This window comes from Paenibacillus sp. JDR-2, from assembly GCF_000023585.1.
In the GTDB taxonomy this organism is placed as follows: domain Bacteria; phylum Bacillota; class Bacilli; order Paenibacillales; family Paenibacillaceae; genus Pristimantibacillus.
In genome coordinates this window covers 3,489,366-3,515,057 of sequence record NC_012914.1, presented here as the reverse complement: position 1 = coordinate 3,515,057, position 25,692 = coordinate 3,489,366, and the positions used below count along the sequence as shown (strand labels likewise).

27 protein-coding genes are annotated in these 25,692 nt (G+C 46.0%); 7 read left to right on the top strand and 20 right to left on the bottom strand.

The features are described 5' to 3' along the window. Positions 1-5 precede the first annotated feature (5 nt). Together PJDR2_RS15480 and PJDR2_RS15475 are read left to right on the top strand one after the other, a co-directional pair. Positions 6-1,247: a sialidase family protein gene (locus tag PJDR2_RS15480; protein WP_015844651.1), complete on the top strand. Its 1,242-nt coding sequence runs from the start codon at positions 6-8 to the stop codon at positions 1,245-1,247. 181 nt (positions 1,248-1,428) lie between these two features. After that, complete coding sequence (locus PJDR2_RS15475) at positions 1,429-2,067, top strand: cysteine hydrolase family protein (RefSeq protein ID WP_015844650.1); 639 nt, start codon at positions 1,429-1,431, stop codon at positions 2,065-2,067. Here PJDR2_RS15475 and PJDR2_RS15470 read toward each other — a convergent pair. The 6 genes from PJDR2_RS15470 to PJDR2_RS15450 form a co-directional block, all read right to left on the bottom strand. Then, positions 2,064-2,981 carry a tyrosine-type recombinase/integrase gene (locus PJDR2_RS15470; RefSeq protein ID WP_015844649.1) on the bottom strand — a complete coding sequence of 306 codons (918 nt, stop codon included), beginning with the start codon at positions 2,979-2,981 and terminating at the stop codon, positions 2,064-2,066. The two genes, PJDR2_RS15475 and PJDR2_RS15470, sit on opposite strands and share 4 nt — an antisense overlap. A gap of 125 nt (positions 2,982-3,106) precedes the next feature. After that, positions 3,107-3,244: a hypothetical protein gene (locus PJDR2_RS33210; RefSeq protein WP_015844648.1), complete on the bottom strand. Its 138-nt coding sequence runs from the start codon at positions 3,242-3,244 to the stop codon at positions 3,107-3,109. Positions 3,245-3,545: 301 nt separating this feature from the next. Next, the gene (locus tag PJDR2_RS15465) at positions 3,546-5,084 is read right to left on the bottom strand and encodes an MDR family MFS transporter (RefSeq protein ID WP_015844647.1); all 1,539 of its coding nucleotides are present in this window, start codon (positions 5,082-5,084) and stop codon (positions 3,546-3,548) included. Positions 5,085-5,489: 405 nt separating this feature from the next. Then, positions 5,490-5,819 carry an antibiotic biosynthesis monooxygenase family protein gene (locus PJDR2_RS15460; RefSeq protein ID WP_015844646.1) on the bottom strand — a complete coding sequence of 110 codons (330 nt, stop codon included), beginning with the start codon at positions 5,817-5,819 and terminating at the stop codon, positions 5,490-5,492. Positions 5,820-5,869: 50 nt separating this feature from the next. Next, positions 5,870-6,751 carry an oxidoreductase gene (locus PJDR2_RS15455; protein WP_015844645.1) on the bottom strand — a complete coding sequence of 294 codons (882 nt, stop codon included), beginning with the start codon at positions 6,749-6,751 and terminating at the stop codon, positions 5,870-5,872. A 310-nt stretch (positions 6,752-7,061) separates the two neighbouring features. Beyond that, positions 7,062-7,625, bottom strand: coding sequence for a TetR/AcrR family transcriptional regulator (locus PJDR2_RS15450; RefSeq protein WP_015844644.1), 564 nt, complete (start codon positions 7,623-7,625; stop codon positions 7,062-7,064). 131 nt (positions 7,626-7,756) lie between these two features. Between PJDR2_RS15450 and PJDR2_RS15445 the strand changes: the two genes are divergently transcribed. From PJDR2_RS15445 to PJDR2_RS15435, 3 genes are read left to right on the top strand one after another with little or no spacing between them, the layout of a single operon-like run. Then, entirely contained in the window at positions 7,757-9,085 is a 1,329-nt protein-coding gene (locus PJDR2_RS15445; RefSeq protein WP_015844643.1) for a spore germination protein, read from the top strand. Then, positions 9,078-10,172 carry a GerAB/ArcD/ProY family transporter gene (locus PJDR2_RS15440; protein ID WP_015844642.1) on the top strand — a complete coding sequence of 365 codons (1,095 nt, stop codon included), beginning with the start codon at positions 9,078-9,080 and terminating at the stop codon, positions 10,170-10,172. Before PJDR2_RS15445 ends, PJDR2_RS15440 begins: the two co-directional genes overlap by 8 nt. Continuing rightward, complete coding sequence (locus tag PJDR2_RS15435) at positions 10,169-11,224, top strand: Ger(x)C family spore germination protein (RefSeq protein ID WP_015844641.1); 1,056 nt, start codon at positions 10,169-10,171, stop codon at positions 11,222-11,224. The genes PJDR2_RS15440 and PJDR2_RS15435 overlap by 4 nt, the downstream gene beginning before the upstream one ends. Positions 11,225-11,265: 41 nt before the next feature. On the opposite strand, the gene PJDR2_RS15430 is transcribed toward PJDR2_RS15435, so the two are convergent. The 5 genes from PJDR2_RS15430 to PJDR2_RS15410 all read right to left on the bottom strand — a co-directional run bounded on the left by PJDR2_RS15430 (position 11,266) and on the right by PJDR2_RS15410 (position 15,128). Continuing rightward, a complete protein-coding gene (locus PJDR2_RS15430; protein ID WP_015844640.1) occupies positions 11,266-11,886 on the bottom strand; it encodes a hypothetical protein in 621 nt (206 codons plus the stop codon). An 83-nt stretch (positions 11,887-11,969) separates the two neighbouring features. Further along, on the bottom strand, positions 11,970-13,259 hold the full coding sequence (murA, locus tag PJDR2_RS15425; RefSeq protein WP_015844639.1) for a UDP-N-acetylglucosamine 1-carboxyvinyltransferase: 1,290 nt from the start codon (positions 13,257-13,259) through the stop codon (positions 11,970-11,972). A 21-nt stretch (positions 13,260-13,280) separates the two neighbouring features. Beyond that, the gene (locus tag PJDR2_RS15420) at positions 13,281-13,979 is read right to left on the bottom strand and encodes an FHA domain-containing protein (RefSeq protein WP_015844638.1); all 699 of its coding nucleotides are present in this window, start codon (positions 13,977-13,979) and stop codon (positions 13,281-13,283) included. A gap of 173 nt (positions 13,980-14,152) precedes the next feature. Next, complete coding sequence (locus PJDR2_RS15415; RefSeq protein WP_041613466.1) at positions 14,153-14,626, bottom strand: hypothetical protein; 474 nt, start codon at positions 14,624-14,626, stop codon at positions 14,153-14,155. A 106-nt stretch (positions 14,627-14,732) separates the two neighbouring features. Then, positions 14,733-15,128, bottom strand: coding sequence for a winged helix-turn-helix transcriptional regulator (locus PJDR2_RS15410; protein WP_015844636.1), 396 nt, complete (start codon positions 15,126-15,128; stop codon positions 14,733-14,735). A 167-nt stretch (positions 15,129-15,295) separates the two neighbouring features. On the opposite strand from PJDR2_RS15410, the gene PJDR2_RS15405 reads away from it, so the two are divergent. Then, the gene (locus tag PJDR2_RS15405; protein ID WP_015844635.1) at positions 15,296-15,838 is read left to right on the top strand and encodes an NAD(P)H-dependent oxidoreductase; all 543 of its coding nucleotides are present in this window, start codon (positions 15,296-15,298) and stop codon (positions 15,836-15,838) included. Here the strand turns inward: PJDR2_RS15405 and PJDR2_RS15400 are convergent, their stop codons facing one another. From PJDR2_RS15400 to PJDR2_RS15385, 4 genes are all read right to left on the bottom strand, one after another. Further along, on the bottom strand, positions 15,839-16,930 hold the full coding sequence (locus PJDR2_RS15400) for a GerAB/ArcD/ProY family transporter (RefSeq protein WP_015844634.1): 1,092 nt from the start codon (positions 16,928-16,930) through the stop codon (positions 15,839-15,841). Then, the gene (locus PJDR2_RS15395; protein WP_015844633.1) at positions 16,927-18,090 is read right to left on the bottom strand and encodes a Ger(x)C family spore germination protein; all 1,164 of its coding nucleotides are present in this window, start codon (positions 18,088-18,090) and stop codon (positions 16,927-16,929) included. The genes PJDR2_RS15400 and PJDR2_RS15395 overlap by 4 nt, the downstream gene beginning before the upstream one ends. Then, positions 18,087-19,484: a spore germination protein gene (locus tag PJDR2_RS15390; RefSeq protein ID WP_015844632.1), complete on the bottom strand. Its 1,398-nt coding sequence runs from the start codon at positions 19,482-19,484 to the stop codon at positions 18,087-18,089. Before PJDR2_RS15390 ends, PJDR2_RS15395 begins: the two co-directional genes overlap by 4 nt. A gap of 128 nt (positions 19,485-19,612) precedes the next feature. Further along, entirely contained in the window at positions 19,613-20,332 is a 720-nt protein-coding gene (locus tag PJDR2_RS15385; protein WP_015844631.1) for an RNA polymerase sigma factor, read from the bottom strand. A gap of 166 nt (positions 20,333-20,498) precedes the next feature. Between PJDR2_RS15385 and clpP the strand changes: the two genes are divergently transcribed. After that, positions 20,499-21,083, top strand: coding sequence for an ATP-dependent Clp endopeptidase proteolytic subunit ClpP (gene clpP / locus PJDR2_RS15380; protein ID WP_015844630.1), 585 nt, complete (start codon positions 20,499-20,501; stop codon positions 21,081-21,083). A gap of 37 nt (positions 21,084-21,120) precedes the next feature. On the opposite strand, the gene PJDR2_RS15375 is transcribed toward clpP, so the two are convergent. The 5 genes from PJDR2_RS15375 to PJDR2_RS15355 all read right to left on the bottom strand — a co-directional run bounded on the left by PJDR2_RS15375 (position 21,121) and on the right by PJDR2_RS15355 (position 25,661). Then, a complete protein-coding gene (locus PJDR2_RS15375) occupies positions 21,121-21,465 on the bottom strand; it encodes a YrdB family protein (RefSeq protein ID WP_041613465.1) in 345 nt (114 codons plus the stop codon). Between the two features lie 137 nt (positions 21,466-21,602). Then, positions 21,603-22,802 (bottom strand): MFS transporter, encoded by a 1,200-nt coding sequence (locus PJDR2_RS15370; RefSeq protein ID WP_015844628.1) that lies wholly within the window; start codon positions 22,800-22,802, stop codon positions 21,603-21,605. 16 nt (positions 22,803-22,818) lie between these two features. Then, positions 22,819-23,628 (bottom strand): Cof-type HAD-IIB family hydrolase, encoded by an 810-nt coding sequence (locus tag PJDR2_RS15365; RefSeq protein ID WP_015844627.1) that lies wholly within the window; start codon positions 23,626-23,628, stop codon positions 22,819-22,821. Beyond that, the gene (locus tag PJDR2_RS15360; protein ID WP_015844626.1) at positions 23,621-24,397 is read right to left on the bottom strand and encodes a DeoR/GlpR family DNA-binding transcription regulator; all 777 of its coding nucleotides are present in this window, start codon (positions 24,395-24,397) and stop codon (positions 23,621-23,623) included. The genes PJDR2_RS15365 and PJDR2_RS15360 overlap by 8 nt, the downstream gene beginning before the upstream one ends. Positions 24,398-25,469: 1,072 nt before the next feature. Then, on the bottom strand, positions 25,470-25,661 hold the full coding sequence (locus tag PJDR2_RS15355) for a GlcG/HbpS family heme-binding protein (protein WP_015844624.1): 192 nt from the start codon (positions 25,659-25,661) through the stop codon (positions 25,470-25,472). Positions 25,662-25,692: the final 31 nt, after the last annotated feature.

The window sequence follows — 25,692 nt, the reverse complement described above, 5'->3', positions numbered from 1 at the left end:
CCAACATGACTAATATACCTGTTACCAACGACTCCCTTTCACAACAGGAACCTTCCATAACGATTAACAGCTTAAACAATCTGACTGTCATTGTCACTTCCAGCAGCATTGCTACAGGAACGTCCAGAATTAATGTTTACGTATCGCAAGACGGTGGATTTACTTACCCCTCTTCGATGACGCTTCCGCTTCCAAGCGGCTTTACTACTCAGGGCAATGCGGTTGGAGCTTATGGATACCGGAATAACTTTATGATTACATGTACCCAGCTCAATATCGGTCCTGTCAGAGACTCTTCCATTTCGGTCTATACCTCAACGGATAACGGAGTCACATTTTCCGGTCCTGTAATCACTTGCGAAGGCTTTGATGTACAAATCTATAACGACAAACCTTGGATCCATATTGATAATTCGAATGGCAGCCCGTATGTTGGAATCGTCCACATCGCTTTTACGCGCTATTACGATAATTTTGCCTCCTCCGCACAGCTGTATCAACGTTCCTTGGATAATGGGCAAACCTGGTCGATTCCGATTTTGCTAACGAATCAAACAGTTGGAAGCGCAGGTTTTGGCACCAACGTAGCCGTTGGACCAACCGGTCAAGTCTATGTAGCTTGGGCGCAGTACAGCCCTGGAAATTCGCAGTTCCTGCTTCGCCGTTCTGATGACGGAGGTTTAACATTTAATCCTACTGTTAACGTATCCAATATATCTCTTGTTCCTAGCCCTCTTCCTGTAACGACTTGGGCATTTCGGGTACTTACCAGCGCTTTTTTGGCCGTAGATCTTTCACCGAATCAGGGTCAAGGCATTGTATACGCGGTTTGGCAGGATTACAGAACCGGATATTCCCATATTTATCTATCCAGATCTACAGATCAAGGAAACTCCTGGTCCGTACCGATTCAGGTTGATGACAGTCCGCTGGAGACCCAGAATTTTTACCCCAATATTTCGGTATCCCGTACGACAGGACTTATTCAAATCGTCTACTATACCAATCGTGTTAATTCCAGCCTCTTAGATGTATATGGTACTACTTCGGGTAATGCCGGTGCTAGTTTTGCAGTAAATACAAGGCTCTCTGCAGCATCATTTGATCCTAACGCGGATCCTAGTTACGGAGTACCCTGCCGATCATTGGGTGATTATATCGACGTAAGCTTTTCCTACCCGGATCGTCCTACTACGGTATGGACCGGAATGATTAATAACGTTCAAAATATTATATCGAATATATAATAAAAAATGGCTGCAGCAAAGTTATATAAAACATGCGCAGCCTTCTTTGAAAAAAGTTGCCAGTCATTTGAAGGCAGCTTTTTTATTTTTTTCATTATAAAACGGAAATAGCACGGTTATTAGCATACAAATGAATGGATTTGAGAAAATAAGAGTCAAAAGGAAAAAGAAGGTGCTAAATATGACGAAATTAGCTTTAAGACTTGAGCATAAAAATGCTGCCGTTATTGTTGTGGATGTACAAAACGATTACTGCCACCCTGAGGGAGCGATTGCCAAGACCGGTATTGACGTGAGCGCCGCAGGCAAAATGATCCCCGAATTGCAAGCTTTATTGGACTCTGCCCGGGAGCATGGAGTCCCCGTCATCTTCCTCCAGACGAATCACGAGAAAGCTACGGACTCCGAAGTATGGGTATCACGCTTCGAGGATGGCGTTAATCCGATTTGCCATACCGGCAGCTGGGGTGCCGAGTTTTTCTCCGTCTCTCCTGCCGAGACAGACATCATCGTAAAAAAGCACCGTTACAGCGGCTTTATCCATACCCGCCTGGAATCTGTACTGCAGACTTTAAAGATTGAAACTCTTATCATGACGGGTGTAAGTACAAATCTTTGCGTTGAATCCACCGCAAGAGACGGGTTTATGAGGGATTATCATATCATTCTTATGAAAGATGCCTGCGCTGCCTTTTCCCAGGAAGAGCATGATATGACGGTTAAGACTGTGGATACCTATTTCGGAATGGCTGCGAGTACAACAGATGTGATTTCCTATTGGAAGCATCACGCCAATCGAACGCCGCAGCTGCAAAGCTAAAGGTTTACCGGCAGTCGGATCGTCGCCATCGCTTCCTTCTTCTGATCATCGTTCACGTGGGTGTAGATCATCGTTGTTTCAATGGATGCATGCCCAAGCAGCTCCTTGACTACACGGATATCTACTCCATTCTTCAGTAGAATAGTAGCAAAGGTATGGCGTAATTTATGACAGGAGAGCTTTTTATTCGCCGCATGGGGATTGATGCTTTTGAAGGCTTCAAAGGTTTGACCGGCAATCTTCTGGATTTGCCGGATCGACAGTCTTCTTCCCTTCTGCGAGACAAAGAAAGCATCCTCCTGCTCTTTGTAAGGCGTGATGCGGTCCTGCGCAACTTCCGAAAGAACGGCAGCCAGCTCTTCCGGCACCGGGATCTCATTCCACTTACGCCCTTTACCAAATACCTCAATCGTGCCTCTCACCGGGTTAAAGTCGCTCCGGTTCAAACGGTGAACCTCGCCAACACGAAGACCGCAATAGCTCATCAACAGAAAAATGGCTACATTACGTGCACGATATCTCCCTTCTATACAGGACAAGCTTGACGCGAGTTCATCCTCCTCCAGGTAGACCGGCTTCTTGTTTTTCTCCGTCTTCGATTTCTTGACTTCCATTGCGGGATTACGGGTGGCCATTTCGAAATCGATCAACGCCGTATAGAAGGATCGGATCGCCGATAATGTTCGGTTCCGCGCACGGTCCCCTGCTCCCCGCTGCTTCGAAATAAGAAACGAAATAACATGCATCTTCCCGGCTTGTTCGGCGGCTGCCCCTTCGAGAGATTCCAAATAGGCATACGCCTCTCTCATATATTCTTTTTGCGTGGTATCCGTATATCCGGCTTGCTTCATCCAGATACGAAAGGCTTGAGTGAGCTTACCGTACAAATCTTCCAATTCATGCTGCTTTTTCAACCCACATTCCCCTACCTTATGTATAAAAAAATGGCTCTCAAATGAAAGTGCGCAAAACCCTGATTTTGCGCACTTTATTATAGCATGAAATTGGGGAAAAAGATGCTCTCTTCTAGCTTCTAGCCTTAACAATCTCCGTCCATATAAATGGACGAATCATAAATCAGATCGCCAATCGTTTGCTCGGAGTTCCCTTTCAGAGGTTGATTCAGCTTTGCCATTAATTTCTCCACCATATTTTGAAAAAACACTCTCAAGTTCATCTTCCGTTCCTCCCTATTAGTTGGTTGAAGCATCCTTACTTGAGAACAGTATAACAACAAGCAATTTCAATAGAATCTGCGAGAAGTAATGAACATGAATAAAAAAAGGCATTCCCTTTTGACCTGAACCATGAGAATTTTCATGCTTCTATGCCAAAAGTCATGCCATATACCGCTGTCGTTTTAACTTTCTAACTCAATAGATTACGTAATTTTTATTATGTAAACTAAAATGGTTGAAATCGGAAAATGAGCTAAAAAAGCAGCCGCATATGCGACTGCCCTCTTCACAAACTGCAAATTAATGTCCGCCATAGCTTTGCTGTTCCATGTCCGCATTTGGATCAAGCTTACTGCGACCCATGAAGAACGAAACAATCAAAGCGAGCACGGCAGGAATAATCGCCCATGCGAAAGTTCCTACGATCGAATCAGCCAAGGAATGGATGATTTTGTCCAATACTTCAGTCGGAATTTGATCCCGAGCTTCCGGAGTCAGAATCTCGCGCGGATCTTTGAATTGCATGCCGCCTTCCGGAGCAGCTTGACCGCCGGCTGCAAAGGCATCGGTCATTTTGCTGGTAAACAGATTACTTTGTACAATCCCGTAAATCGTGATGCCGATTGTCATACCAAGCGAACGAATGAAGTTAAGCGTCGAGCTTGCTGTCCCCCGCTGTCTGGCAGGCAATCCATGAATGGCTGTATTGCCAAGCACCGAGAAGGATGCGCCAATGCCAAGACCAATTAGAACCATATAGATGGTCACGATAAGTCGGGATGAATCTGCTGTAAGCGTAGTTGTCAGAATCGAACCGATTACCAGGATAATAAACGTTGCCACCATAATATTGCGATAAGGAATCTTAGTCATCAAGAAACCGCCGGAAGTAGCGGTTACTACCGTACCAAGCATCATCGGCAGCAAAACAAGTCCCGAGTTCGTTGCCGAACCGCCGAGTACCCCTTGGATAAAGATTGGGATAAATACGGAAGCGACAATAAACGCTGCGCCGCTGAATAATGCGCTTAAGATACTGGTCGAATACAAACGGTTCTTAAAAAGTGCGTAAGAGATAATTGGCTCTTTAACCTTTGTCTCTACAATCAGGAATGTAATTAGCAGGACGACAAATCCTGCAAACATGCCAAGAATTTGAACGGAATCCCATGCGTATGTCTTGCCGCCAAGCTCAAGCGCGAACATCAGGCAGACAATGGCGCCAATTAAGGTGGCCGCTCCATACCAGTCGATTGGCTGCTTCGAATGCTCCATCGATTCCTTATAGAAGAAACCAATCATGCAAAGCGCGATAATGCCAAGCGGGAGATTGATGTAGAATACCCATTCCCATGCAAAATTGTCCGTAATATACGCGCCGATCAGCGGCCCGAAGATGGAAGACATCCCGAATACCGCTCCGAACATGCCGCCCATTTTACCCCGGCTTTCCAAAGGCACGGCGTCAAACATAATCGTAAAGGCAACGGGCATCATAGCCCCTGCCCCGATCCCCTGAACCGCGCGGAATAGAGCAAGCTCGGTAATCGAACTGGCTGTTCCGCATAATACGGAACCCGCCATGAACATAATGATGCCAAAAAGGAAGAACCTTTTCCGGCCATACATGTCGGACAGCTTGCCGAAGATCGGCATCCCTGCCATTTCCGCTACCATATACGCGGAAGTAACCCATACGAACTTGTCAAGTCCGCCTAGTTCGGCGACGATATTCCCCATCGCCGTAGCGACGATCGTATTGTCCATCGACGCCATCAGAATACTAAGCAACAGACCAGCGATGACAAGCCCTACGTTGCTCTTTTTGTTTGCTGCCACTTTACACGCAACCTTTCTTCCATAACGTAAGTTCTTTTTTCATCTCAGCCAAAACAATGTTTCGTTTAAATGGACCTAAACGGCTTCGAACGCTAGCGAAATGATATAAAATCATTGCTTCTAACGTATGATATCGTAACATAACATTGTTTCATTGCATAGTCCAGAATTTTAAATACCTTTAAGTATTATTTCCTGCGAGCCAATCCTTCTGATGATCCTTCAAGGAATTGGCAAAACATACATCCATATATTAAAGAACAGGTGTTCCCGTGTCAATCTTTTTTTCTAATCCTCTGCCCTGCCATTTCACTCCATTTAATTTTTATTGTTTTTTGTTTACGTAATTAATATTATGTTAACAAATTAAACCCCAAGGAGATGCTCTCCCTGGGGTTTAATCCATTATGCTTGAACGGGGTCAAAAGTTTTGACAACTTCGTACATCCCCGGTTCGAACGTTGCAATCTTTAACGCTTCCTGCAAATACGGAAGCGGCTTGGGGTCATCCCTCATCGCCTGATAATCCTCCAGGCTTCTCCATTGCGCATACATCGTTACTTTCGTGCCATCCGTGCTCCGATGCAGACTGGATGAGATAAATCCGGCAGCATACCGGACGGAAACATCCGTCGCGCTTGTTAGAAGCTCAACAAGACGGTCTTGATTCTCGGGTTTAACCGTAAACACATTAATAAAAGTAAGGACTTGTTGATCTGCCGAAATATGAGTCATGGTTAACACTCCTTTTATTCCATTACTATTTGCATGGTTCAATCCGAATATTACTGCTCATCAAACTCTTCATACATACGGGTTACTTGCGGATCCAGCTCTTTTGCTTCGTAGTCGGTTGATATACTCAGCTTTTCCCAACGTTTTGTTTCGGCCAGCTTGCCGTTATCCACCGCATTTGCAATGGCAACAGCATCGCTGCCAAGCAGCAGACGAAGCGGCGGATTTTCCTCGTTTGCGATTGTAATAATAGCCCGAGCAGCTTTTTCCGGATCACCGTTCTCCTTGCCGGTCACTTCGCGCAAATGCTTCAGCAGACCACCAACCGTGTCTTTGTAATCGTCTCGGGGTTCGATATGCTGCATGGACGATCCCGCCCAGTCGGTACGGAAGCCGCCTGGTTCAATCAGAGTAACTTTTATGCCAAGAGGATTAACCTCTTTGGATAACACTTCAGAAAAACCTTCAACTGCCCATTTGGCCATTTGATAAGGTCCAAGGCCCGGAGCACCCGTACGGCCTCCAATGGAGGAGAACTGAACGATGTGGCCATGTCCCTGTTCTCTTAGGATCGGGAGCGCTGCTTTGGTAACATTCACGACACCCCATAAGTTTGTTTCCACTTGAGCCCGAAAATCCTCCATCGGCGTATCTTCAATGGAGGAAACGTTGCCGTAGCCCGCATTATTGACCAGAACATCCAAGCGTCCAAACGCTTCAACGGCAGTTCGAACAGCAACCTCAGCTTGCTCATAGCTCGTAACGTCCAATGGCACAAGTCGAACCTGGCTTCCGTAACGTGCTTCGAGATCGGCAAGCTGTTCAGGTCTGCGTGCCGTTGCCACCAACCGATCTCCGCTTGCCAATACCGCTTCCGCAAGACTGCGCCCGAATCCGCGTGAACTTCCCGTAATGAGCCATACTTTAGACATATAAAAGTACCTCCTGATGAGTAATGTAATTTGGAATATTCATTCCACTGCAAGTATAGCCCTTCTCGCATACGAAAGCAATAGTTTTTTGGAATGTTTATTCCATACCATTTTTAAAAATCCGATTCACCTCTATTTTATGGCTATTTGGCCTTTCGAAATATTCCGGCAACGAAGCAAAATCATCTAATTCAATTCAAGAAACAACATCAGAATGGATGTTTTCTAGAATTATTTTTGGAATACATATTCCATTTTAAACAAAATAAAAAAACAGCCCCGGATCCAAACGCAATCCAAATGGCTGTTGCTACACTAATATGGCCTTCCATGACGCTTCCAAAATTTGTTGAACCTGAACTTCATTCAAAGGGTATTTGTCAATATAGTAGCCCTTCAGAATAGACGATATAATACCGTGAATAAGCTGATGGCATAGATGCGAATCCATTTCCTTGATGATTCCCTGCTTCTGCCCCTCGACAATTAACGAAAGCACGACCTCGCTGGAATGACGAACATCCTCCATGTTGCGCAGCTCAGGCGAGATATACGAAGAGAACGAAAAACTGTCGATAAACAGAAATTCCTTTGGATATTGAATCCCGAAGTTCAGGCGGTTCAACTGCAAACACTTAAACCGTTCATATAGGCTGGCTTCCGGATCATAGCCATGAAGCAAACATTCTCCCATAAGAAGCCGTGCTTCTTTATATACGGCATTAACCAGTTCTTCTTTGTTTGCAAAATAATTATAGATCGTTCCCGCTCCGACATTAGCACGCTTAAATAGTTTGGAGAAGGTCACGGATTGTAACCCCTCTTCATGAATTAAGTCGAGCGTAGCCGCCATAATGTCTTGTTTTTTGCTCATGTAGCCCACCTCTTGTCCATAACATTAGTATGTGTCTGCAAAGGATGTCAAGTCCATTAGCAGGCAAAGATTAACAATGTAAATTTAGGACATACTGAAGTTGAACTTATACTTCCCGAGGAGATTGTATTATGGCAGCTATGGATGAAGTAAACAGCCACTTTTCTTCTTATCCGGATTACGTAAACCAGAAACTGCAATTCGCTTCTGAGACCTTTACTTTCGCCGGTTTGAAGTCACTCATTAATTTTCCGCAGACCATCTATATGGTTCGAGATCCCCTGCTCACGGCTACCATTAGCAAGCTTGAGCTTATTGACGTTTTCATCAGCCTTGGTCAGACGATTACCGTTCAACCTGATTCCATTATCTCGCAAATTATGGACGGAATGCTTGTAGCCGTTCATGATACGTCGGGAATTGCTGTCAGCATTTATCCAGTTCCACAACCAAACAGCCGGCCTATTTCTTTGCCTACAATGGAGAATAGCATTGGCGGACCTACAAGTGCTTTCAATGAAAATCTGGAGTCTAATATTGTCCTTCTTCGTAGCCATTTGAATTGTCCCGATCTTCAAATTAAAGCTTATGATTTTGGCGGTCACGTGAAGAGCAGAGTGATTCTTTGTTATTTGGAGCAAGAGGTTGATCCAATCCTACTGGATAATATGACGCAAAAGCTTGAAGCTCACCAGAACACCGAGATTTCGAATATGCAGGAGCTTGCCCACATCCTTAAATTTTCGAAATATTCGTTTGTTACCCATTATATGACCTATGAGCTGCCGCAAAATGCCGTAAGGGCTTTGAAAAACGGAAAGGCCGTTCTATTCATAGAGAGAGTGCCCTTTTCCATTGTATTGCCAAGCATTTTCTCGGATTTGTTTATATCGGAAGATGATTTGAATCATCCTCCGATATACTCCTGGCTGCTTAGAAGCTTGCGTTTTATAGGAACATTACTAACATTAATTTTGCCCGGCCTATACGTTGCGCTTGTCTCGGTCAATCCTGACGTATTGCGTTTCGAATTGGCTCATTCTATCGCAAGAAGCCGTCTAGACGTACCGTATCCGGCCATTATCGAAGCCCTTCTGCTCTTATTTATTCTGGAATTGATTATGGAAGCGATCATTCGCCTTCCTGGCAGTATCGGTCCAACGATTACGATGGTAGGCGGTATTGTACTCGGACAAGCCGTCGTGGATGCCAAGCTGGTAAGCAATCTGCTTATCATCATCCTGGCAGCCACGACGATCGCAAATGCTGCCGTAGTTGGCTTTCAGAACACGTACGCTCTGCGTCTTTTTAAATATTTGCTGCTGTTCATGTCTGCGTTTTTGGGAGTTCTCGGCCTACTCTCGGGACTAATCGTTTTATGCGCTTATGTTGCCGGCATTCGTACGCTTGGAGTCCCTTATCTTCAGCTGTTCCGGGCGAAAGGGGAGAAAAATGTCTAAGAACCTTCAAGTATCCACAACCTATATCATGACCCATTTGGGATTAATCTTTTTCCTGTATCCAATTGATGTGATTGACAGCACTAACGAAGCCCACTGGATGCCGGTGCTTATGGGCTTCTTGTTTCACATCTCGGTTATCTTCATCTATCTGAAAGGCTTAAGTTATTTCAAAGGCCAAAATATTGTGAATATCCTTATGAAGAAAAATAAGTTTCTGGCATGGGTCGTTTTGTTCCCGGCGCTGCTCTATATGTCCTGGATTATTGTATTGGCGGTAAGGGCATTCTCAGAGGTGCTGTCAATCGCCATATTGTCCAACACTCCTTTATGGATCCTGATGCTGCTTTTTCTTGTTGTTCCCGGCTTTATGATTCTGCATGGACAAATTGGCGGCTTGCTCCGGTTATCCGTATTGTTAAGCTTTTTGTTTGTTGTTCCCGTTGTTTTTGTAATGGCTACATCCTTTCAAAATATTGACTGGCACTATTTCTTCCCGCTCTGGCCCGGCCAGGGGGCATTTACGTTTATGGCGCATTCTTCATTTTATAAAAGCTTGTTTGCTTATACAGGCGGCTTTTTACTGCTTGGTTTCCTACCTACTTACGCGGAATTCAAATCTAGAGCTATTTATTTAGGAAGCCTGATCCTATTGCCAGCCTATCTTATTGCCGTTTACGTGCCTCTGTTGACGCTGGGCGAAGAAACGACCCGTCAGCTTCAATTTCCCTATCTCTTTATTGTCGATACGATTGAGATCAACTGGTTAATGTTTGACCGGATCAATGTATTCCTGCTGTTGAGTCTGGTTGCATTCGGCATGTTCTTCATCAGCGTTACGATATGGCAGTTCTTATGCGTAATTAGGCTTGGCATGAAGGATATAAGCCCCAACTATCTCGTTCCGTGCTTACTCGTATTGGTATTTATTGCTTGTGTTTGTATTCCGGATTGGAAAACGACTGACAAACTCTTTCAATGGAATACGGCTTTGCGGTTATATGTAGCGATTGCAACGCCTATTTCCCTATTCATCATTGGATGGTTGCATGCGAAAAAATCAAAAATCGAGTTGAAGAAAACATGAAGCTTCGATTTCTTATTGGAACTGTCTTCGTGATCTTGCTTGGGGGCTGCTGGGACAATAAAGATATTAACCACCGGGCGCTGCCAATTGCGATGGGAATATCCTATCAACAAGGTGATTATGAAGTTTTTCTGGATATTCCGAAAGTAAGCTACAAAAATGAAGGCATTCAAGTTATTAGTGCCAAAGGAAATTCGATCAGTGCTGCAGTAAACAACATCAGCATGAATTTGGAGAATCAGGTCGACCTGCTGCATTTGAAGGTTATTATCGTGGATAAAGCCTTTGCAACGCGGGGCTTAAGCGAAATTACATCCAACATCATTCGTTCCCGACACGTATCACCGAAAACGATGTTCGTGATTTCTGACGAACCGCTGGATCAATTCTTCAAAGGAATCAATAACACATCTAACGGAACCGGCAATGAGATTTACGATTTTTTTCAGAAAAACTCTGGATGGAATCCGGAGATTGCTCACACGCCGGTTTGGAAGGTATTTAGAAGCATCCATTCCTATACTAACGATGTTGTTCTCCCTATCATTAAGTCTGGCGATTCGACAGCCATTCAAAGCATGGGGTCAGGCATAATCAAAAACGGAAAAATGGTAAGCCGTCTAAATAACGAACAAACCTTGCTGTATAACGTATTTGACGGGAATAGCCTGGATGGGAAAATTGAGGTCATGGGTAAAGCTACCGTTCAAATCGTAAGCAGCCATATCCATAATGAGAGTAAATTTGTAAACAATTTGCCCGTATTGAACAGCGAGCTTTCTCTGAAAGTCATTATCCTGGACGTACTAGGAGAGCCTACGATGGAAGTGATCAAGATGGAGCTGCAGAATCTTCTGCAGCACATATTGAATCAAATTTTCCTGAAAATCGAAAGAGTCAAAGCGGATATATTCGGTATCGGACAGCACTACCGGGATGATCTGCCCCGAACGGAGCTGGCGCAATGGCGCACCAAATATCTGCCCGAGGCCAAGATCAATCTTGAGGTTAAAACCACGATCCGAAATACGGGCAATCTCAAGCTGCGTTAAGCCGTACTGGGCATCTTCCGTACGGCTTCATGCAGTTGTTATTATGTTTGAATTAACGCTTTAGTATGGAGTACCTTGAGCGTTTCCTCTATGGATAACCGGATATACTCCAGAATTGCGTCCAGGCTATAGATTTCAAGATCATCCGGCGTAACGGGCTCTTCGATATGGAAATCGTTAATAAGCTGCTTCGTAATATCAGGCAAATATTCCGGATATAAGCCGTCGATCCTGACATTATCTATGACAGGGATTTCTGCTGGAGGAGAAATTGGGTAATCGCGCAACAATAGCTTGTTTAACCTTCTGAAATCACGATATCCTTTGTCTATCGCAGCTTGTCTCTCCTCTTCAGGGAGTGCCTTGATCAACTTCAGGTACATCATCTCGTACCAGATGTGATCGGCTACAAGATGGCTTAAATAGCCGACGTAAAATGAATCATTGAAGCTCTCGTTATACTTCTGAACAAAAAACTCGTAATCCGTCTTCTTCTTGCCTTCACCGTTGATACGAACAAAATGAGTGACCGATTTAGGCGCGTAAACGGGATGCGTTAAGTCGGGAGCTAGACCTCCAAGATGAATTCGGGATTCTTGCGAAGAATAAATATGTTTATTGATTTCGGACGTAATACAATAATGCATCATTCGGGAACCCATTTGCATCCACTCCTCTTCGTCCATAGTTTGTATTAAAAAAGCCTCTAACTCGAATTCGTTAGAGGCTTCTGTGTTGTCGTTTATTAACTCAGGATTCTGTCTTCAGTGATCATCGTATCCGGTCGGTCATGAACGGACAGCTTCGCCCCGATAGCTCGGAAGCTGCCAATTACGTCTTCATAGCCGCGTTCGATATGCTCAACGCCTGTAATGTACGTGCTTCCCTCCGCTGCTAAACCGGCCAGGAGCAGGCAGGTACCTGCGCGCACATCGGTTGCGTGCACCCAGCCGCCTTGCAGCGGGATGCCGCCGCGAATGAACGCACTTTCCTTCCGCAGCTCAATCTCCGCGCCAAGCCGCCTTAACTGCGGGACATGGGCGAACCGCATCGGGTAAACGCGCTCCGTGATGATGCTTTTGCCTTTCGCTTGCAGCAAGAGCGCCGTCATGGGCTGCTGCAGATCCGTCGCAAAGCCCGGATACATGCCTGTCCGGATGCGTGTTGCTCTTAACGAACCGGAGCTGTAAGCCGTAATATGATTCTCGCCGCATTCGATATCCAGCCCTACTTCTTCCAGCTTGGACAGACAAGAACCAAGATGTTCGGGAATGACATCTTCTACCGTAACTTGTCCACCGTTAATACCGGCAGCCATCAGAAAGGCTCCGGCAATTAACCGGTCGGGAATAACCGTATGTCTTCCTCCATTCAAGTAAGAAACGCCTTCAATACGGATCCGGTTCGTTCCGGCTCCATAAATTTTCGCGCCAAGCCTGTTCAAGAAAGCCGCTGTATCCACAACCTCCGGATCTACGGCCGCATTATGCAGAATCGTCCGCCCTTTCGCCCGGCAAGCTGCCAGAATCGCATTAATGGTAGCGCCGGATGTGACCATATCGAAGTAGATATCCGCGCCTTTAAGCTCCGTGCCTTCTACAACGTAATAATCCTGGAACATGTGAACCCGGGCACCAAGCGCCTGGAACACTTTAATATGCTGATCAATGGGCCTGGAGACGAAATTATCTCCTCCGGGGAATCCGATTGTTACTCTGCCGAACTTAGCCAGTAAGGCACCCGCAAAATAATACGATGCCCGGTAGCTCGAGGACTTGCCCGGATCAATCACCGCACTGTGAATCCAGCGGGGATCAAGGATCATTAGTCCTCCCTCTTGCTTCAGCTCCATACCGATATCCTGGCTTATTCCCTCAATCATTCTTATATCATCGATGAGGGGGATTCCCTCGAGCGTGACAATATCATCGGCCAAGCATGCTGCGGCAAGCAGCGCTAGAGAACTGTTTTTCGCTCCAGGAATATGTACTTTTCCGTTAAGCGGTCCTGAATACTCTGTCTGTATATATTTCATGAAGGAATTCTCCTACTTTCGTCAGGAAGATACAATCTCCGATTCGAGTACGTAGCCGCTGCCGCGCACTGCGCTTATCAGGAAGGTGTCTTTGCCGTATTTTTTGCGTACCCGGTAGATCAGAGCATTTAATTCATCCAGCGTAACGTCCGGGATACCTTCTTCTCCTGCAAGCCGTTCAGGCCATACTGTAGCTTTAATGACTTCAAGCGGTACAAGCCGATTGGCGTTCTCGTGAAGGACACGAATCAGCAAATATTCCTTTTCCGACATCGCAATACGCTGCCCTTCAATTACGCATTCTCTCTTCTCCCAATGAATCGTCAGCGGCATTCCCGGGATCTCCAGCTGTCTGGTAATGCTAAGGGGCTCAAGCTCCAGCGTCTGATCGGCGAACACATAAGAAAAATGAAGGACGCTCATTCCGTTCGCAAGCTTGATGATGTCGAAATTGTTCAACGGATACGGACGGTGCGGCTTCACCCGTTCCCCGTTGATCTCCGTTCCGTGAAGGCTTCCTTTATCGTACAGCACGGCTTTATCATTTTCTTTCCGTATGACGATATGCTGCCGCGAAATAAACGGATTGGTAAAGGCTATATCCGGAGTCAACTGATTGGATAACCGGCCAACCGTCGTTTCATTTTCATCCAAATTCACGATGGTTCCCGACTTATAGGGCTCACCGCGAATAATATATAGGCATGCAAAGTTTTCCACTTGTGTTCCTCCGTATGGGATGGCGGACTGCCATCGGTAGTGACTCCATTAGATATCGTAACTCAAACCGGGCATGATTAAAACCTCCACACACTGACGCTCCGCTTATTTTTCAGTAATGATGAGGTTGTCAGTGAAGCAAAAAAGAGCCGCTGCCTGAGCGACTCTAACCCTTACAACCACGACATAAAATCTTTATTGACCATCTTTATGTTGTGAGCTGCCGCCCATTCTTTCAAATCCATTATACCCTGATCTTCATGCATAGCGAAACTGAAGCACAAACGAAGGGGCACAATCTTCTTCCCTTTAGGCTTTATACCTATCACAGGGCTGAAATACCCCATTTTCATAATCACTTTTATATCTTGAGCTGGAAGGGTATGACCATTCAACTGAATTATATTTTCATTTATAGAGAGCTCAGTAGGTTTCCTTAAAGCTCTAATTACGGTTAGTATTAAGAGTACGAAATAAAATAGGAAAACCAAAGAGTTAGAGTATAAGAGTAGGAATTCCGCTCTGTCTCTGCCTAAATAGTCCCTCCAATAATGAATAACCAGAAACAACCAGAATAAAAGAGCTGCAGAAAATACGATAATATTTTTTAGCCTGGTTGGGTTTTTCACAGAATGAGTAACACTCAATGCTGATCCTCCTCTATGTTGTGTAATCGATGTTTGCCATTTGCCCATCCAATAAATTCCACACGGCTTCCGCATATCCTCCCTCAAAACAAAAAAACGAACACCCTCAGGTATCCGCTTGCGTCAAAAATGAAGTTAGTTCCTTCCGCTGCTCGTCTTCCGTATGTTCATTCATAAAGGCAAGATGCTTGAAGCCCCAACCGCACATGTCGGTCAAGACGGTACCAAGGGTTTGGCCATGGTCGGATAATTGGTACTCCACTTTGGGAGGAACCTCCTGGTACACCTTCCGGACAATAAGTCCGTCCCTCTCCATTTCCCGAAGCTGGTTGGTCAACATCCCTTGCGTCACATTCGGCAGCAGCCGTCTTAACTCTCCGAATCTCTTCGTACCTTCGTATAACAGGATAAACAAGATTAACGGCTTCCACTTCCCTCCGATAGCTTGAAGGGTAGCCATTATACCTTCCGTGGAGGCAGGCCTTTGGCTGTCCATGTTCATTGTTCTCCTCCGTCCCGCTTAGCTCTCAGATGGTATTTATTATAGCAGAGCCTTTGGCATCGGCAATATAGTACGGTAAACCGTACTAAGTACGGAAAAAGAGCGTACTTTTCAGTTCCGACATATTGCTCAATAATGGGGATACTCCACTTGAAAGGAAGATTCTCATGAAAATTCTGGTTATCGTTGCCCATCCCGAGTTGAATAACTCCCGAGCCAATAAGGCGTTCTTGCAAGAGCTTAACAAGCATCGAGAAAATATTCATATTCACAAGCTGTATGAGCTATACCCGGATTGGAACATAGATACGGAGAAGGAACAAGCGCTCCTGCTGCAATACGACCGGATAATTCTGCAGTTCCCCTTCTACTGGTACAGCTGTCCGCCATTGTTGAAAAAATGGTTCGACGATGTCATGAAACCAGGCTGGGCATATGGTTTAGGAGGCAACCGGCTCGCTGGCAAAGAATTTCTTATCGCCACGACTACCGGTGGAACGCATAAATCCTACCGCTCTGGCGGAGACAATCAGTTCACGATCAGCGAGCTCCTCCGTCCCCTTGAACGCACCATTACCAGATGCAGCGGCACTTATCTCCCCGCGTTTGTCTGTTACGACGCGAATGCTTCTACGGAGGAACGGCTCGGGCAGGAATCTCAACGATATTCGGAGTATATTCGAACTCCTATGCCCGTGCTTACGCATTAATCAGGAGGCGGCAAGCATTCGTTTGCGAAGCATGCTCGCGAGCAGGAAGATAATCGGGAAACCCACGATAAATATCGGGAAGATTAACCTGATCCAAACAAAGTTCGCGAAATCAAGCAAACCAAAGAGATTGGCCGGAGTTAAGGTGGCCGCGAAAATAACGGGAGCCGTAAACGCAATCATTTTCCGCCATTTCTTAACTCCTAATATTTGGGCTGTTCCGTAACTGTTAATGAACAGATAGATAGACAGCTTAACGAATACGCTGAAGATCCAAATAAAAACAATCCATACATCCATGTTCTGAATAAAATCCAGGTAATTAATAAACCTCACCATGCTGAAATACGGAAAATACAAGGTGGATCCGATTTGAATGCCGAACGTGGAAATAACCATAACGGCCGTAATAATGGCCAGCATAGATGCGATGCAAATGGACAAAATCACGGGTTTGAGAATCTTTTTCGGATTAGCGACAAAAGGAATCAGCATCATAATCATCATGGACTCCCCCAAAAATGAGGCATTCACAAAAGATCCCCTCAATATGGACATCGCTCCCGTATCCATAAAGACCGGCAGCATAAGCGTCAGACGCAGATTGGAGATATTGAGTATAAAGGTAACGAGAATGCCGAGCAATAGAAGCGGTCCGGCCATCTCGCTGAACCGGGCAATTCCCTCCACGCTTCCAACCAAAGTGATGTACGCCATGGCGATCATCATTAGTACGGAGATTAGCCACATCGGCGTATCGTGAAACAGAACCTGCTTGATAAACAAGGAAAAAATGCGAAGGATATCCGCACACACGGAATACCAGACCAGCAAATACAGCACGCCTATTAGTTTGCCAAGCCATTTGCCGAATAAAGTCTGCACAAATTCTATCAAGGTATGCGAAGCGTGTCTCTGACTGACTTTAATCAAGACCCACGACAGGGCGAGTCCGATAATTCCCGCTACGATAAGCGAGATCCACGCATCCTGCCCGGCAATCTCGATTGTGGGAGATACCGTTAGCCAAATGCTCATGGAAATCTCCAGGGTCGTCAGAATCCAAAATAACTGCCAAGACGATATCTTCACTCTCTTGCTCCTATTCTAGGGATACGCTTGCGAATATCCCCCGTGCTTTTAATTTTAATTCCGACATCAACGGTAACTTCAATAGTCGGGAATTTTTGATCCCATTGAGCTTTAAGCTTTTTCCATTGCTTCGGATGTTCCCGGTGAAACTCTTCTCCGAAGCCGAATACATCTTGACCGTAATCCGTTTGTATTTTTCTGATGGTGGCCTCAATTTGTTTGGCTTTGATCTTATTAAACTTCCGTTCCGTATGAATGCGCTGGGAGGATACGGAAAGATCAATAGGCGTGTTGTTTTCCACAACCCTGGCATTCCCTATCAATTTAACGCGGACCTTAAGCTTATCCCCTTCGATAGCGGTGCGGAACGTTCTTCTTAGATTGGATACATACAAGGACAAGGTGCCTTCCCCGGTTTCTTCTGACACGTACTGATTTTTGAGAACGCCTTTCACCCAGAACAGTTCGAGGGATTCCCTGTCCCGGACTTTCCCAACCATTTTTAAATCCTTGTTAAAAATAGCGACAGCCCTTACTTCAATAATTTTGTTCTCCTCCAGCTTGTTCATCGGAGCAATATCGATCATCGGCATGGAAGGTCTAATGCCGTCCCTCCCCGCATCCAGCAGGAAATCCCGCAAGGACGTATCTCCCAGCCGGCAATAACGGTCTTGATGCACCGCCACAATCGCCGAGAACTGGTTAAAGGGACTGTTGATCTTTAAAACGTCCTTGCCCTTGCCATCGTTAACCACGAAAATATCGGTACGCATCCGGGTATCCGGATTCCGGGTAAACTGATCCATGATATCGACCAGCCCGTTATGAGCCAGCTTTTCCCCAATAAAAATAGATCGGCGGTGTCCCAAAAAAATCCGGCGGGGCAGCTTTTCCTGAATTTGTTGAATCAAATCGACAATGGAGCTGCCCGTTGCCGATACGACAATATTCGCTCGCTCCCCTTTACCCCCGCCTCCCTTTAGCGTCTTGAACTCGGCAGGAATGGCGATTTGAGCGCTTTTCTCAAGCTTTCCAGAATCCGTTAAATCCAGAGCGGTTCCGATCCAGAAAGCATATTCGTTTATTTCATTCCTGTCCCAGCAACCCGTGAGCAGCAGCGAGCAAAGAGAAGAAATGATGAAGCACCGGATTATTTTCATTTTCTGCGTTGTGCCGGAACAAAACGTTTGTTCATGCGTACCAGCGTATCCTTCCAGAAATTCGGCAAGATGGGTGCCGTTGGTTTAAGATAAGGCGTGCCGAACGATTTCAGGGTTACAAGATGAATCGCGATAATCATGATCCCGATCGCGACGCCGTATAAACCGAGAAAACCGCCTAAGATTAATAACGGAAACCGGAGAATCCGGAATGGCAGGGCCAGGCTATAGCTCGGAAAAGCGAACGAGGCAATTCCCGTGCCCGCAACGATCATAACGATTGGCGCCGAAATAAATCCCGCCTGTACCGCGGCTTCCCCAATGACAAGCGCTCCAACGATACTGACGGCCGAACCAATGGCTTTGGGTAACCGAAGCCCCGCTTCCCTGAGGCCCTCAAACATGATCTCCATGAGCAAGGTTTCAATAACGGTCGGAAACGGAATGCCTTCCCTCGCTGCCGAAATACTGAGCATGAGATTCAGCGGTATCATTTGCGGATGAAAGGTTGTAAGGGCAACATACAAGGACGGCAGCAGGCATGACATCACGGCAAGCAGCATCCGCAGCATTCTTACCGCGGAGACGTACAAGAATCGCTCGTAATGGTCTTCCGCCGCTTGGAACCCCGACCAGAAGGTCATTGGGAGAATAAGCGCGTTAGGAGACCCGTCTACAATGATGGCTACTTTTCCTTCCAACAAGCTGGAGCAGACGGTATCCGGACGTTCCGTGTTTCGAATCTGCGGGAATAGAGATAAAGGTTTGTCTTCAATAAACTCTTCGATATAACTGGAATCCAGCAATTGATCGGTGTGGAAGGATTCGAGCCTGCTTTTTACCTCCTGGAGCAGCTCCGGCTTCACGCAACCCTCTATATAAGCGACAATAAACTCCGTATTGGACAATTCTCCGGCACGGTAGCTTTCGAATTTCAGCCTGGAGTGGCTGATTTTTCTCCGGATCATGCTTAGATTGGTTTTTAGATCTTCCGTGAACCCTTCCCTTGGACCGCGGATGGAAGCCTCATTGGAAGGCTCGTCGATGGAACGCTGCTTGAAGGCGGTGAGGTCAGCCATATAAGCAACAGGCAGCCCGTTCATAAAGATAGCCGTACAGCCTTTAAGCACTTTGGCTACAATCTCAGAATAGCTTTGAACAATCGCGTACTGCGTCAATCGGCTATAATCGTCATTCGTCATGCAGGCAGAAATAATCTGCTCTAATTTGTTCGTGTCCGTCAATTCGTCGATATAGACAAGCAAGATGCCCGTACGGTCAGGAAAATTGAGCGGCCGAAATACGATATCCGCGCAGTGATGGAAAATGTTGCGGAGCACAGTCTCGTTATCTTTTAAGTTCGCGCTCACATTCACTGGATTAAGCGGCTCCATCACATTTACCACTCCTTTCCTGATCTCGTGGATATTTTTAGCTAATTCGGATTGCGTTATTCGCCAGCAAAAAAAAGAAGCACTGCCTGTAACGGCCGTGCTCCTTCGTGCATGCATTGTATATTTTATCAAGCGGCCAGCATCATTGACGGTACGGAATCGCCACGGCGGGCCTGATTCGAGGCTGCCCGAAGTCTTCTGCCTTGCAGCAACGCAATTGCCGGCGCCGGCTCCAGTTCTCCTTGCTGCGCAAGCGTAAGCATCGCTTCAATATTGCCGCCTTCATAAGCAATAGCAAGCGCACGCAAGACATCCCGCAGCCCTTCTTCTTTCGGAACAGGCAGCGAACCTGCTTCAACCGCCTGTCTAACCTGCGGTAATGCCGCGCGGGCCCGATGCAAAGCCGCTTTTACCGCGCCTGGAGTTAGTCCTAATCGCAATGCCGTTTCCTGTGCCGAATACCCGATAACGTCCCTCAGCAGAAAGACCGCCCTTTGAAGCGGAGACAGGAAAGTCATCAGCGCCTGCATGACCACTTCGGTTCCGATTCGGCTCTCGTCCGGCATGGCATGATAAACCGCTGAGCCCCGGACGGATTCCATCATCCGTGCATGGCTAGACTGGCGTCTTACCCGGTCAATCCAGTTATTGCGGGCAATCCGAAGCAAATAAGCTTCAGGATTGGCATGCTCCGTCAGCTGCGCCGAATCCATGACCTTAATCCATGTATCCTGCGTTAAATCCTCCGCTTCCACCCGGGATTTGGTTAAAGTCAAGCAATAGCGGCCGAGTACTTGTTGCAGCCGTTCCCATTCTATATGTTCTTTTTCCGTCATTGCATCAATCATATCGGACACCTCCGCTTTTTCCTATTATACGCATCCTTAATTCAGTAAACGAGTGAGCCCGCGAAAAAGATACGCAACAGCAAAATAAATTTTACGGCGTATCTTTTCGCATCCCCTTTTCGTTTGCCGAATTGTAAGACATCAACCAAAGGAAAGAGGGATTACAATGAGCAGCTTTATCCCCTATGTCGTTGAACAGTCCAATCGCGGAGAACGTTCCTATGATATTTACTCCCGGCTTCTTAAGGACCGGATTGTCTTCCTTGGCTCAGCCATTGATGACCAGGTAGCGAACAGTATTGTAGCACAGCTCTTATTTCTTGCCGCCGAGGACCCGGATAAGGAAATCAGCCTGTACATTAATTCTCCCGGAGGCTCAACCACGGCAGGCTTTGCGATCTATGACACGATGCAGTATATAAAACCCGAGGTCCATACGATTTGCGTAGGGATGGCTGCTTCGTTTGCGGCTATCCTGCTTCTAAGCGGAGCCAAAGGCAAACGGTTTGCCCTGCCTAGCAGCGAGGTCATGATCCACCAGCCGCATGGCGGCGCCCAGGGCCAAGCTAGCGATATCGCAATCAGCGCGAAGCGGATCCTCGATACGAGAGCCCGGTTGAATCGGATCGCGGCCGACCGTACCGGTCAGCCGCTCGAGAAAATCGAAAAGGACATGGACCGCGATTATTTTCTCTCCGCCCAAGAAGCGCTTGACTACGGGATTATCGACCAGGTCGTCCATACGGTTTAGGGATAAGCAAAAGGCTGCCTTAAGTGGCAGCCTCCATTCATTTACCTACGGTATCGACCTTATGCAAATTCAAAAGAAATACAGCCGCGATCAGCAAGACGGATATAATCAGAAAAGCAAGACTTAGCTTCTCATGTCCGGTTGAGTATAATGCGCCTGAAGCGGCCAAGAAAACCACCAGCTTTAACGCCGTCCTTACCGGATAGGAGAAAATGGCCACAGATGCTTTTGGCGAGAGAAACATTCCCCAGAGAACCGCAAGAACAAGTGGCGCTGCCACTGCTAATAGGATACTAATGATTCTAACGGATTGCAGGTGATAACCCCAATAACCAAAAACAATAAATGCCACAAGCTCCAGAAGAAAAAATGCGGTAAGCAATAAGCTAGCCCCTAATGACTTCACTACTACCCGCCCTTTCGAGTTTTCCAATTAATTACTTCAATACTAACATGGAAACGGAAATTCCGGTCAAACAAAAAAGCCGTAGTTCCCGGCTTTTCGTATTTATTCATTATTTACAAGCTTAAATTCTTATTCGCTATTTGAGCTGCTTTCGATTGCAAATTCATTCTGATTCTGTAAAGACATATTAACAGCAGGAACGAGCAGGCAGCCAGGATAACCAACGTGCTGGATGTCGATATCCGGTCCATGCACCACCCGATAACGAGTGGCAGAATTGCCCCGCCAATTCCTCCCGATGCAATCAGAATGCTGGTGATCTGCTTCGTATTCCCCTCGAAAACACTGTTCGCATATACAATCAAAATGGCAAAGATTCCTGATAAGAACAAACCGGTTAACAGGACAAGAGCAAATGCGGCGATTGAATGCTTCATAACCGGCATGCAAACGAGACATAGTCCGGCACCTATTGCACTGACGAGCAAGAAACGGTTGTACCGAATCCTCTCGGCAAGATAACCGGAGAAGAATCTCCCAATAATCATTGCGACCCAGAATAAGGTAACCGACAGGCTTGCGTTAGACGCATGAATGGAGAAATGCTTGGAGAAGATCGACGGCAGGAAATTAATAAGGCTTGTTTCCAGACCTACGTAGAGGAATACAAACAAGGTAAAATAAACTAGCGAGGCTAAAGGAATCGGAGTTTTTTTCGATTTCATTGTATTGTCAGTTGTAGGCAATGGATGAATGGAGGAAGAATCAATTACCGGAGTGCCCATTGCTTTTCTGCTCCAGAACAGGAGATTGACCAAAGCTAGAAGCGCAATTATGCCAAACGACCACTCCCAGACGGCTTGCGCAATCAATACGCTCGAGATCAAAGGCATGAATAAAGCGCCAACTCCAAAAGCAACTTCCAGACGACTCATCGTTACCGCAGCTTGATCGCTGATCTCCAGCAAATAAGTGCCTAACGCCGTTTGTGTCATTCCGAACCCGCAACCATTCAGTACGGCGAGTATAATGACCAATGCCCACATCGGACTAAAGAAAAGCAAAGCTTGCGCCATGACGAGAAAAAGCATTCCTAGCCAGATCGTTCTCGGATATCCGAATAGTACGGTTAGTCTGGGAGTCAGGACAACTCCGAGGAAAAAGCCGGCGAATTGCGCGAATACGAGCTGTCCGCCGCTGCTGTAGCTTTTACCGTAGACCTGCAGCAATTCGGGTAGCAAGGCGCCAAAAGCAACGGTTGCCAGCCCCACCAAGAAGTACGCTAAACAGCTTAACCAGACGATTCGTTTCATGCTCTCATCCCCTGTCCTAATTCGCGACCGACATGGTATTGTAGGCAATGATATGATCGATAGCTTCAGCAACGGAATGAACAACCGTACTAGCCTGCTCGCGGATTTCATCATGGCTTTCGATCATTGCATAGCTGTGCGGCGTTAAGGCAAACATCGAAAGATCGTTAAACGAGTCGCCGATACACGCGATTTCATCCGGAGCAATTCCCAGTTCCTGAATGAGGAGCGATATACCCGTGCCTTTGGAAACGTTAAGCGGCATAATATCCAGACAATCCTTATCGCTGATAAAAGTCTCAATCTGCCCGGAGAACTTGCGATTCAATTGGGCTTCCAGCTTGCTAAGCTTGCCTAAATCTCCGAAACAAGCGAGCTTACTGCAACGGAACTCATCGTTTGCCAGAGCTTCCTCCAACTTGTGATGAATAGAGCTTTCCGACATAATACGTTTCTGGACGGAACGGGAAACTTCATTATCCACCCGCGCATAATAAGAGTCGTCCGTGCAATGAACGAAGCTTATGAATTCCTCGCGAGGGACCGCTTGTAGCAGCTGCAGGGATAATTCGGGTGCAAAATCCATTGCTCCAAGCAGATGCTCGTTATTCATCCGGACGGTTGCCCCGTTTTGACCAACAGCATGATATTTATTCGGGAATGGCTGCATAATGACGGTAATCTCGGCATTCATCCTGCCGGATGCGATACATAAATCGAGACCACTTTCATAAGCTTTTCTAACTGCCTGGCGGTCCCGCTCGTTAATTTGTTTGCTTTTATCCAGCAGCGTGCCGTCCAAATCGCTGACAATAAGTTTAATCATCCAAATCCTCCTCCGATACGACGCGTAGTTCTACATGATGCTCCGCAAGCTTTTCCATCATATCCCGGTCAGGCTGCTGATCCGTAATCAGGAGATCAATGGCGTCTAAGCCCCCGATTTTATAAAACATCTGTTCGCCGAACTTTGTATGGTCCGCCAAAAGAATGACCTGATTCGCTTTCTTGATCATCTCGCGTTTAACTACCCCATCCTCCACATCGGGATAGGATAAACCGTTTGCCGTTATTCCGCATGCGCCAAGGAATAATTTATCCACTTGGTAATCGGCTAAATTATCGATCGTCGCTTGGCCGAACAGGAAACGGTGTTTAATATTCAGCTCCCCTCCCAGCAGATACGTCCTTACGGCATTCTTCCGTGACAAGGCATCAGCAATGTCAATGGAATTCGTAACGGCAACCACTCTTTCTGCCGTAAGGTGTTCGGCGGTGAACTGTACGGTAGTTGAAGCGTCCATCATAATATAGTCGCCATCTTTTACAAGCGATGCGGCAAGGCGTCCGATATCGCGCTTGACGTCGGAATCTTTGACAAGCCGATCCTTGTACTCGAATACCTCTCTCGACTTCTTCGGCAGAACTGCTCCCCCATGCGTTCTGAGAATAAGACCAAGCTCCTCCATCCTCAGCAGATCCCGGCGAGCCGTATCGCGGGATACGTCGAACTTCTGGCACATGTCTTTAATATCGATCCGCTTATGCTGATTTAAATGCTCCATAATGGCGTTGATTCGTTCTTCCTGAAACATGACCTCTTTACCACCTCTTCCGGATTTTCTCAAATATCTAAGTTTTCATGCAACATTATATAAGTCATTGTATGCCTTAATCATCATTTATGCAACATATTAATCAAATTGCACGATAATGACTTAAGTCTGCGTATAAAAAAAGACAACAGCCGATTATTCGGCCGTTGCCTCTCTTAATTAATGATATGCAACCTTCATTTTATCAAAATCTTCCGTTTCGTTTTTCGTCCAGATAGATATCCAACGCCGCAATACCCCGAATCAAGAATTTTATAATAAGATAAAGAGCGTATAACCCCATAAGGATAAACAACCCGTATACAACAACTAAAATCATGGGTAGTATAGCAAACATGGAAAAGACGCTTTCACTAGACATTTATGATCCTCCTGTTTATATAATCCTATGATGCTTATCAAGTTTAACACAAATGAGGATATTTTTTCCTTATTTATTCAAGATGGAAACCTTCATGAAATTTTTCCGTCTATAAAGTTATTCATTAACCGATGAACCATGGGAGTTGATTAATATTGCTTTCCATAAAAAAAAGATTTTCTATAACCATCCTCACTCTTATGATTATTGCGGATCTGCTCATCTATCTTCTTTATTCATACAACTTTCAATTTTCACTGCTTCTCACCACTGGTGTTACTCCTTTTAGCCCTATTCTCGGGATATATGTTTTTCTACAAACTTTGGGGATATGAATATAATTCGCTAATTTCGCCTCAAGGAACGAACAAAATTTATATCGCACAAAGAACGGCGACATTAGGCGAGACTAATTATTTCTATTATATTTACAAAAGCGAATCCTTTTTGAATGGTTTAATCATTAAAAGATTGAATGAAGAGCCGATACATCTTATTAGCAGCTCTCCTTCAATAAAAAATGCCTTACAACTTACCGCCCCTACATGGACTTCTGAGAACACGATCCTATTTCACACGATTGACGGAGATTATCCGATCAGCCTTCGTTCTCACTGAAAAATAGAAAGCTCCCCCCCCCGTCAAGGAGAGGAGCTTTCTATTTTTCTCATTCATTCGCATCCAACGAGCCTATCCTGCACTCGTCCAGGCTTTGCTCTGGCAAACCTCGATATCCCCAATTCTGGCGTTATCCATGCGGTGGAAGGCAACCAGATTAGCCCCTTCGTCTGCAATGGCGATATCACAAGCAAGCCCCAGCTGAACGGCTTTATGTTCTGCAACCGCAAGCAGATGCTTGGCAATCTCTAAAGTAAGCTTCATGGCCGTTCCACCTCGCCCCTATCGAAATGGT

What these genes read in the sequence shown, in the direction of transcription:
- PJDR2_RS15455 (WP_015844645.1), bottom strand. Translation starts at nt 6,751, where the DNA reads ATGTCTAAAGTATGGCTCATTACGGGAAGTTCACGCGGATTCGGGCGC.
- PJDR2_RS15385 (WP_015844631.1), bottom strand. Translation starts at nt 20,332, where the DNA reads ATGATTGATGCAATGACGGAAAAAGAACATATAGAATGGGAACGGCTG.
- PJDR2_RS15365 (WP_015844627.1), bottom strand. Translation starts at nt 23,628, where the DNA reads ATGATTAAACTTATTGTCAGCGATTTGGACGGCACGCTGCTGGATAAA.
- PJDR2_RS15480 (WP_015844651.1), top strand. Translation starts at nt 6, where the DNA reads ATGACTAATATACCTGTTACCAACGACTCCCTTTCACAACAGGAACCT.
- PJDR2_RS15405 (WP_015844635.1), top strand. Translation starts at nt 15,296, where the DNA reads ATGAAAATTCTGGTTATCGTTGCCCATCCCGAGTTGAATAACTCCCGA.
- clpP (WP_015844630.1), top strand. Translation starts at nt 20,499, where the DNA reads ATGAGCAGCTTTATCCCCTATGTCGTTGAACAGTCCAATCGCGGAGAA.
- PJDR2_RS15410 (WP_015844636.1), bottom strand. Translation starts at nt 15,128, where the DNA reads ATGAACATGGACAGCCAAAGGCCTGCCTCCACGGAAGGTATAATGGCT.
- PJDR2_RS33210 (WP_015844648.1), bottom strand. Translation starts at nt 3,244, where the DNA reads ATGAACTTGAGAGTGTTTTTTCAAAATATGGTGGAGAAATTAATGGCA.
- PJDR2_RS15445 (WP_015844643.1), top strand. Translation starts at nt 7,757, where the DNA reads ATGGCAGCTATGGATGAAGTAAACAGCCACTTTTCTTCTTATCCGGAT.
- PJDR2_RS15355 (WP_015844624.1), bottom strand. Translation starts at nt 25,661, where the DNA reads ATGAAGCTTACTTTAGAGATTGCCAAGCATCTGCTTGCGGTTGCAGAA.
- PJDR2_RS15450 (WP_015844644.1), bottom strand. Translation starts at nt 7,625, where the DNA reads ATGAGCAAAAAACAAGACATTATGGCGGCTACGCTCGACTTAATTCAT.
- PJDR2_RS15435 (WP_015844641.1), top strand. Translation starts at nt 10,169, where the DNA reads ATGAAGCTTCGATTTCTTATTGGAACTGTCTTCGTGATCTTGCTTGGG.
- PJDR2_RS15440 (WP_015844642.1), top strand. Translation starts at nt 9,078, where the DNA reads ATGTCTAAGAACCTTCAAGTATCCACAACCTATATCATGACCCATTTG.
- PJDR2_RS15370 (WP_015844628.1), bottom strand. Translation starts at nt 22,802, where the DNA reads ATGAAACGAATCGTCTGGTTAAGCTGTTTAGCGTACTTCTTGGTGGGG.
- PJDR2_RS15360 (WP_015844626.1), bottom strand. Translation starts at nt 24,397, where the DNA reads ATGTTTCAGGAAGAACGAATCAACGCCATTATGGAGCATTTAAATCAG.
- murA (WP_015844639.1), bottom strand. Translation starts at nt 13,259, where the DNA reads ATGAAATATATACAGACAGAGTATTCAGGACCGCTTAACGGAAAAGTA.
- PJDR2_RS15460 (WP_015844646.1), bottom strand. Translation starts at nt 5,819, where the DNA reads ATGACTCATATTTCGGCAGATCAACAAGTCCTTACTTTTATTAATGTG.
- PJDR2_RS15475 (WP_015844650.1), top strand. Translation starts at nt 1,429, where the DNA reads ATGACGAAATTAGCTTTAAGACTTGAGCATAAAAATGCTGCCGTTATT.
- PJDR2_RS15390 (WP_015844632.1), bottom strand. Translation starts at nt 19,484, where the DNA reads ATGGAGCCGCTTAATCCAGTGAATGTGAGCGCGAACTTAAAAGATAAC.
- PJDR2_RS15430 (WP_015844640.1), bottom strand. Translation starts at nt 11,886, where the DNA reads ATGGGTTCCCGAATGATGCATTATTGTATTACGTCCGAAATCAATAAA.
- PJDR2_RS15395 (WP_015844633.1), bottom strand. Translation starts at nt 18,090, where the DNA reads ATGAAAATAATCCGGTGCTTCATCATTTCTTCTCTTTGCTCGCTGCTG.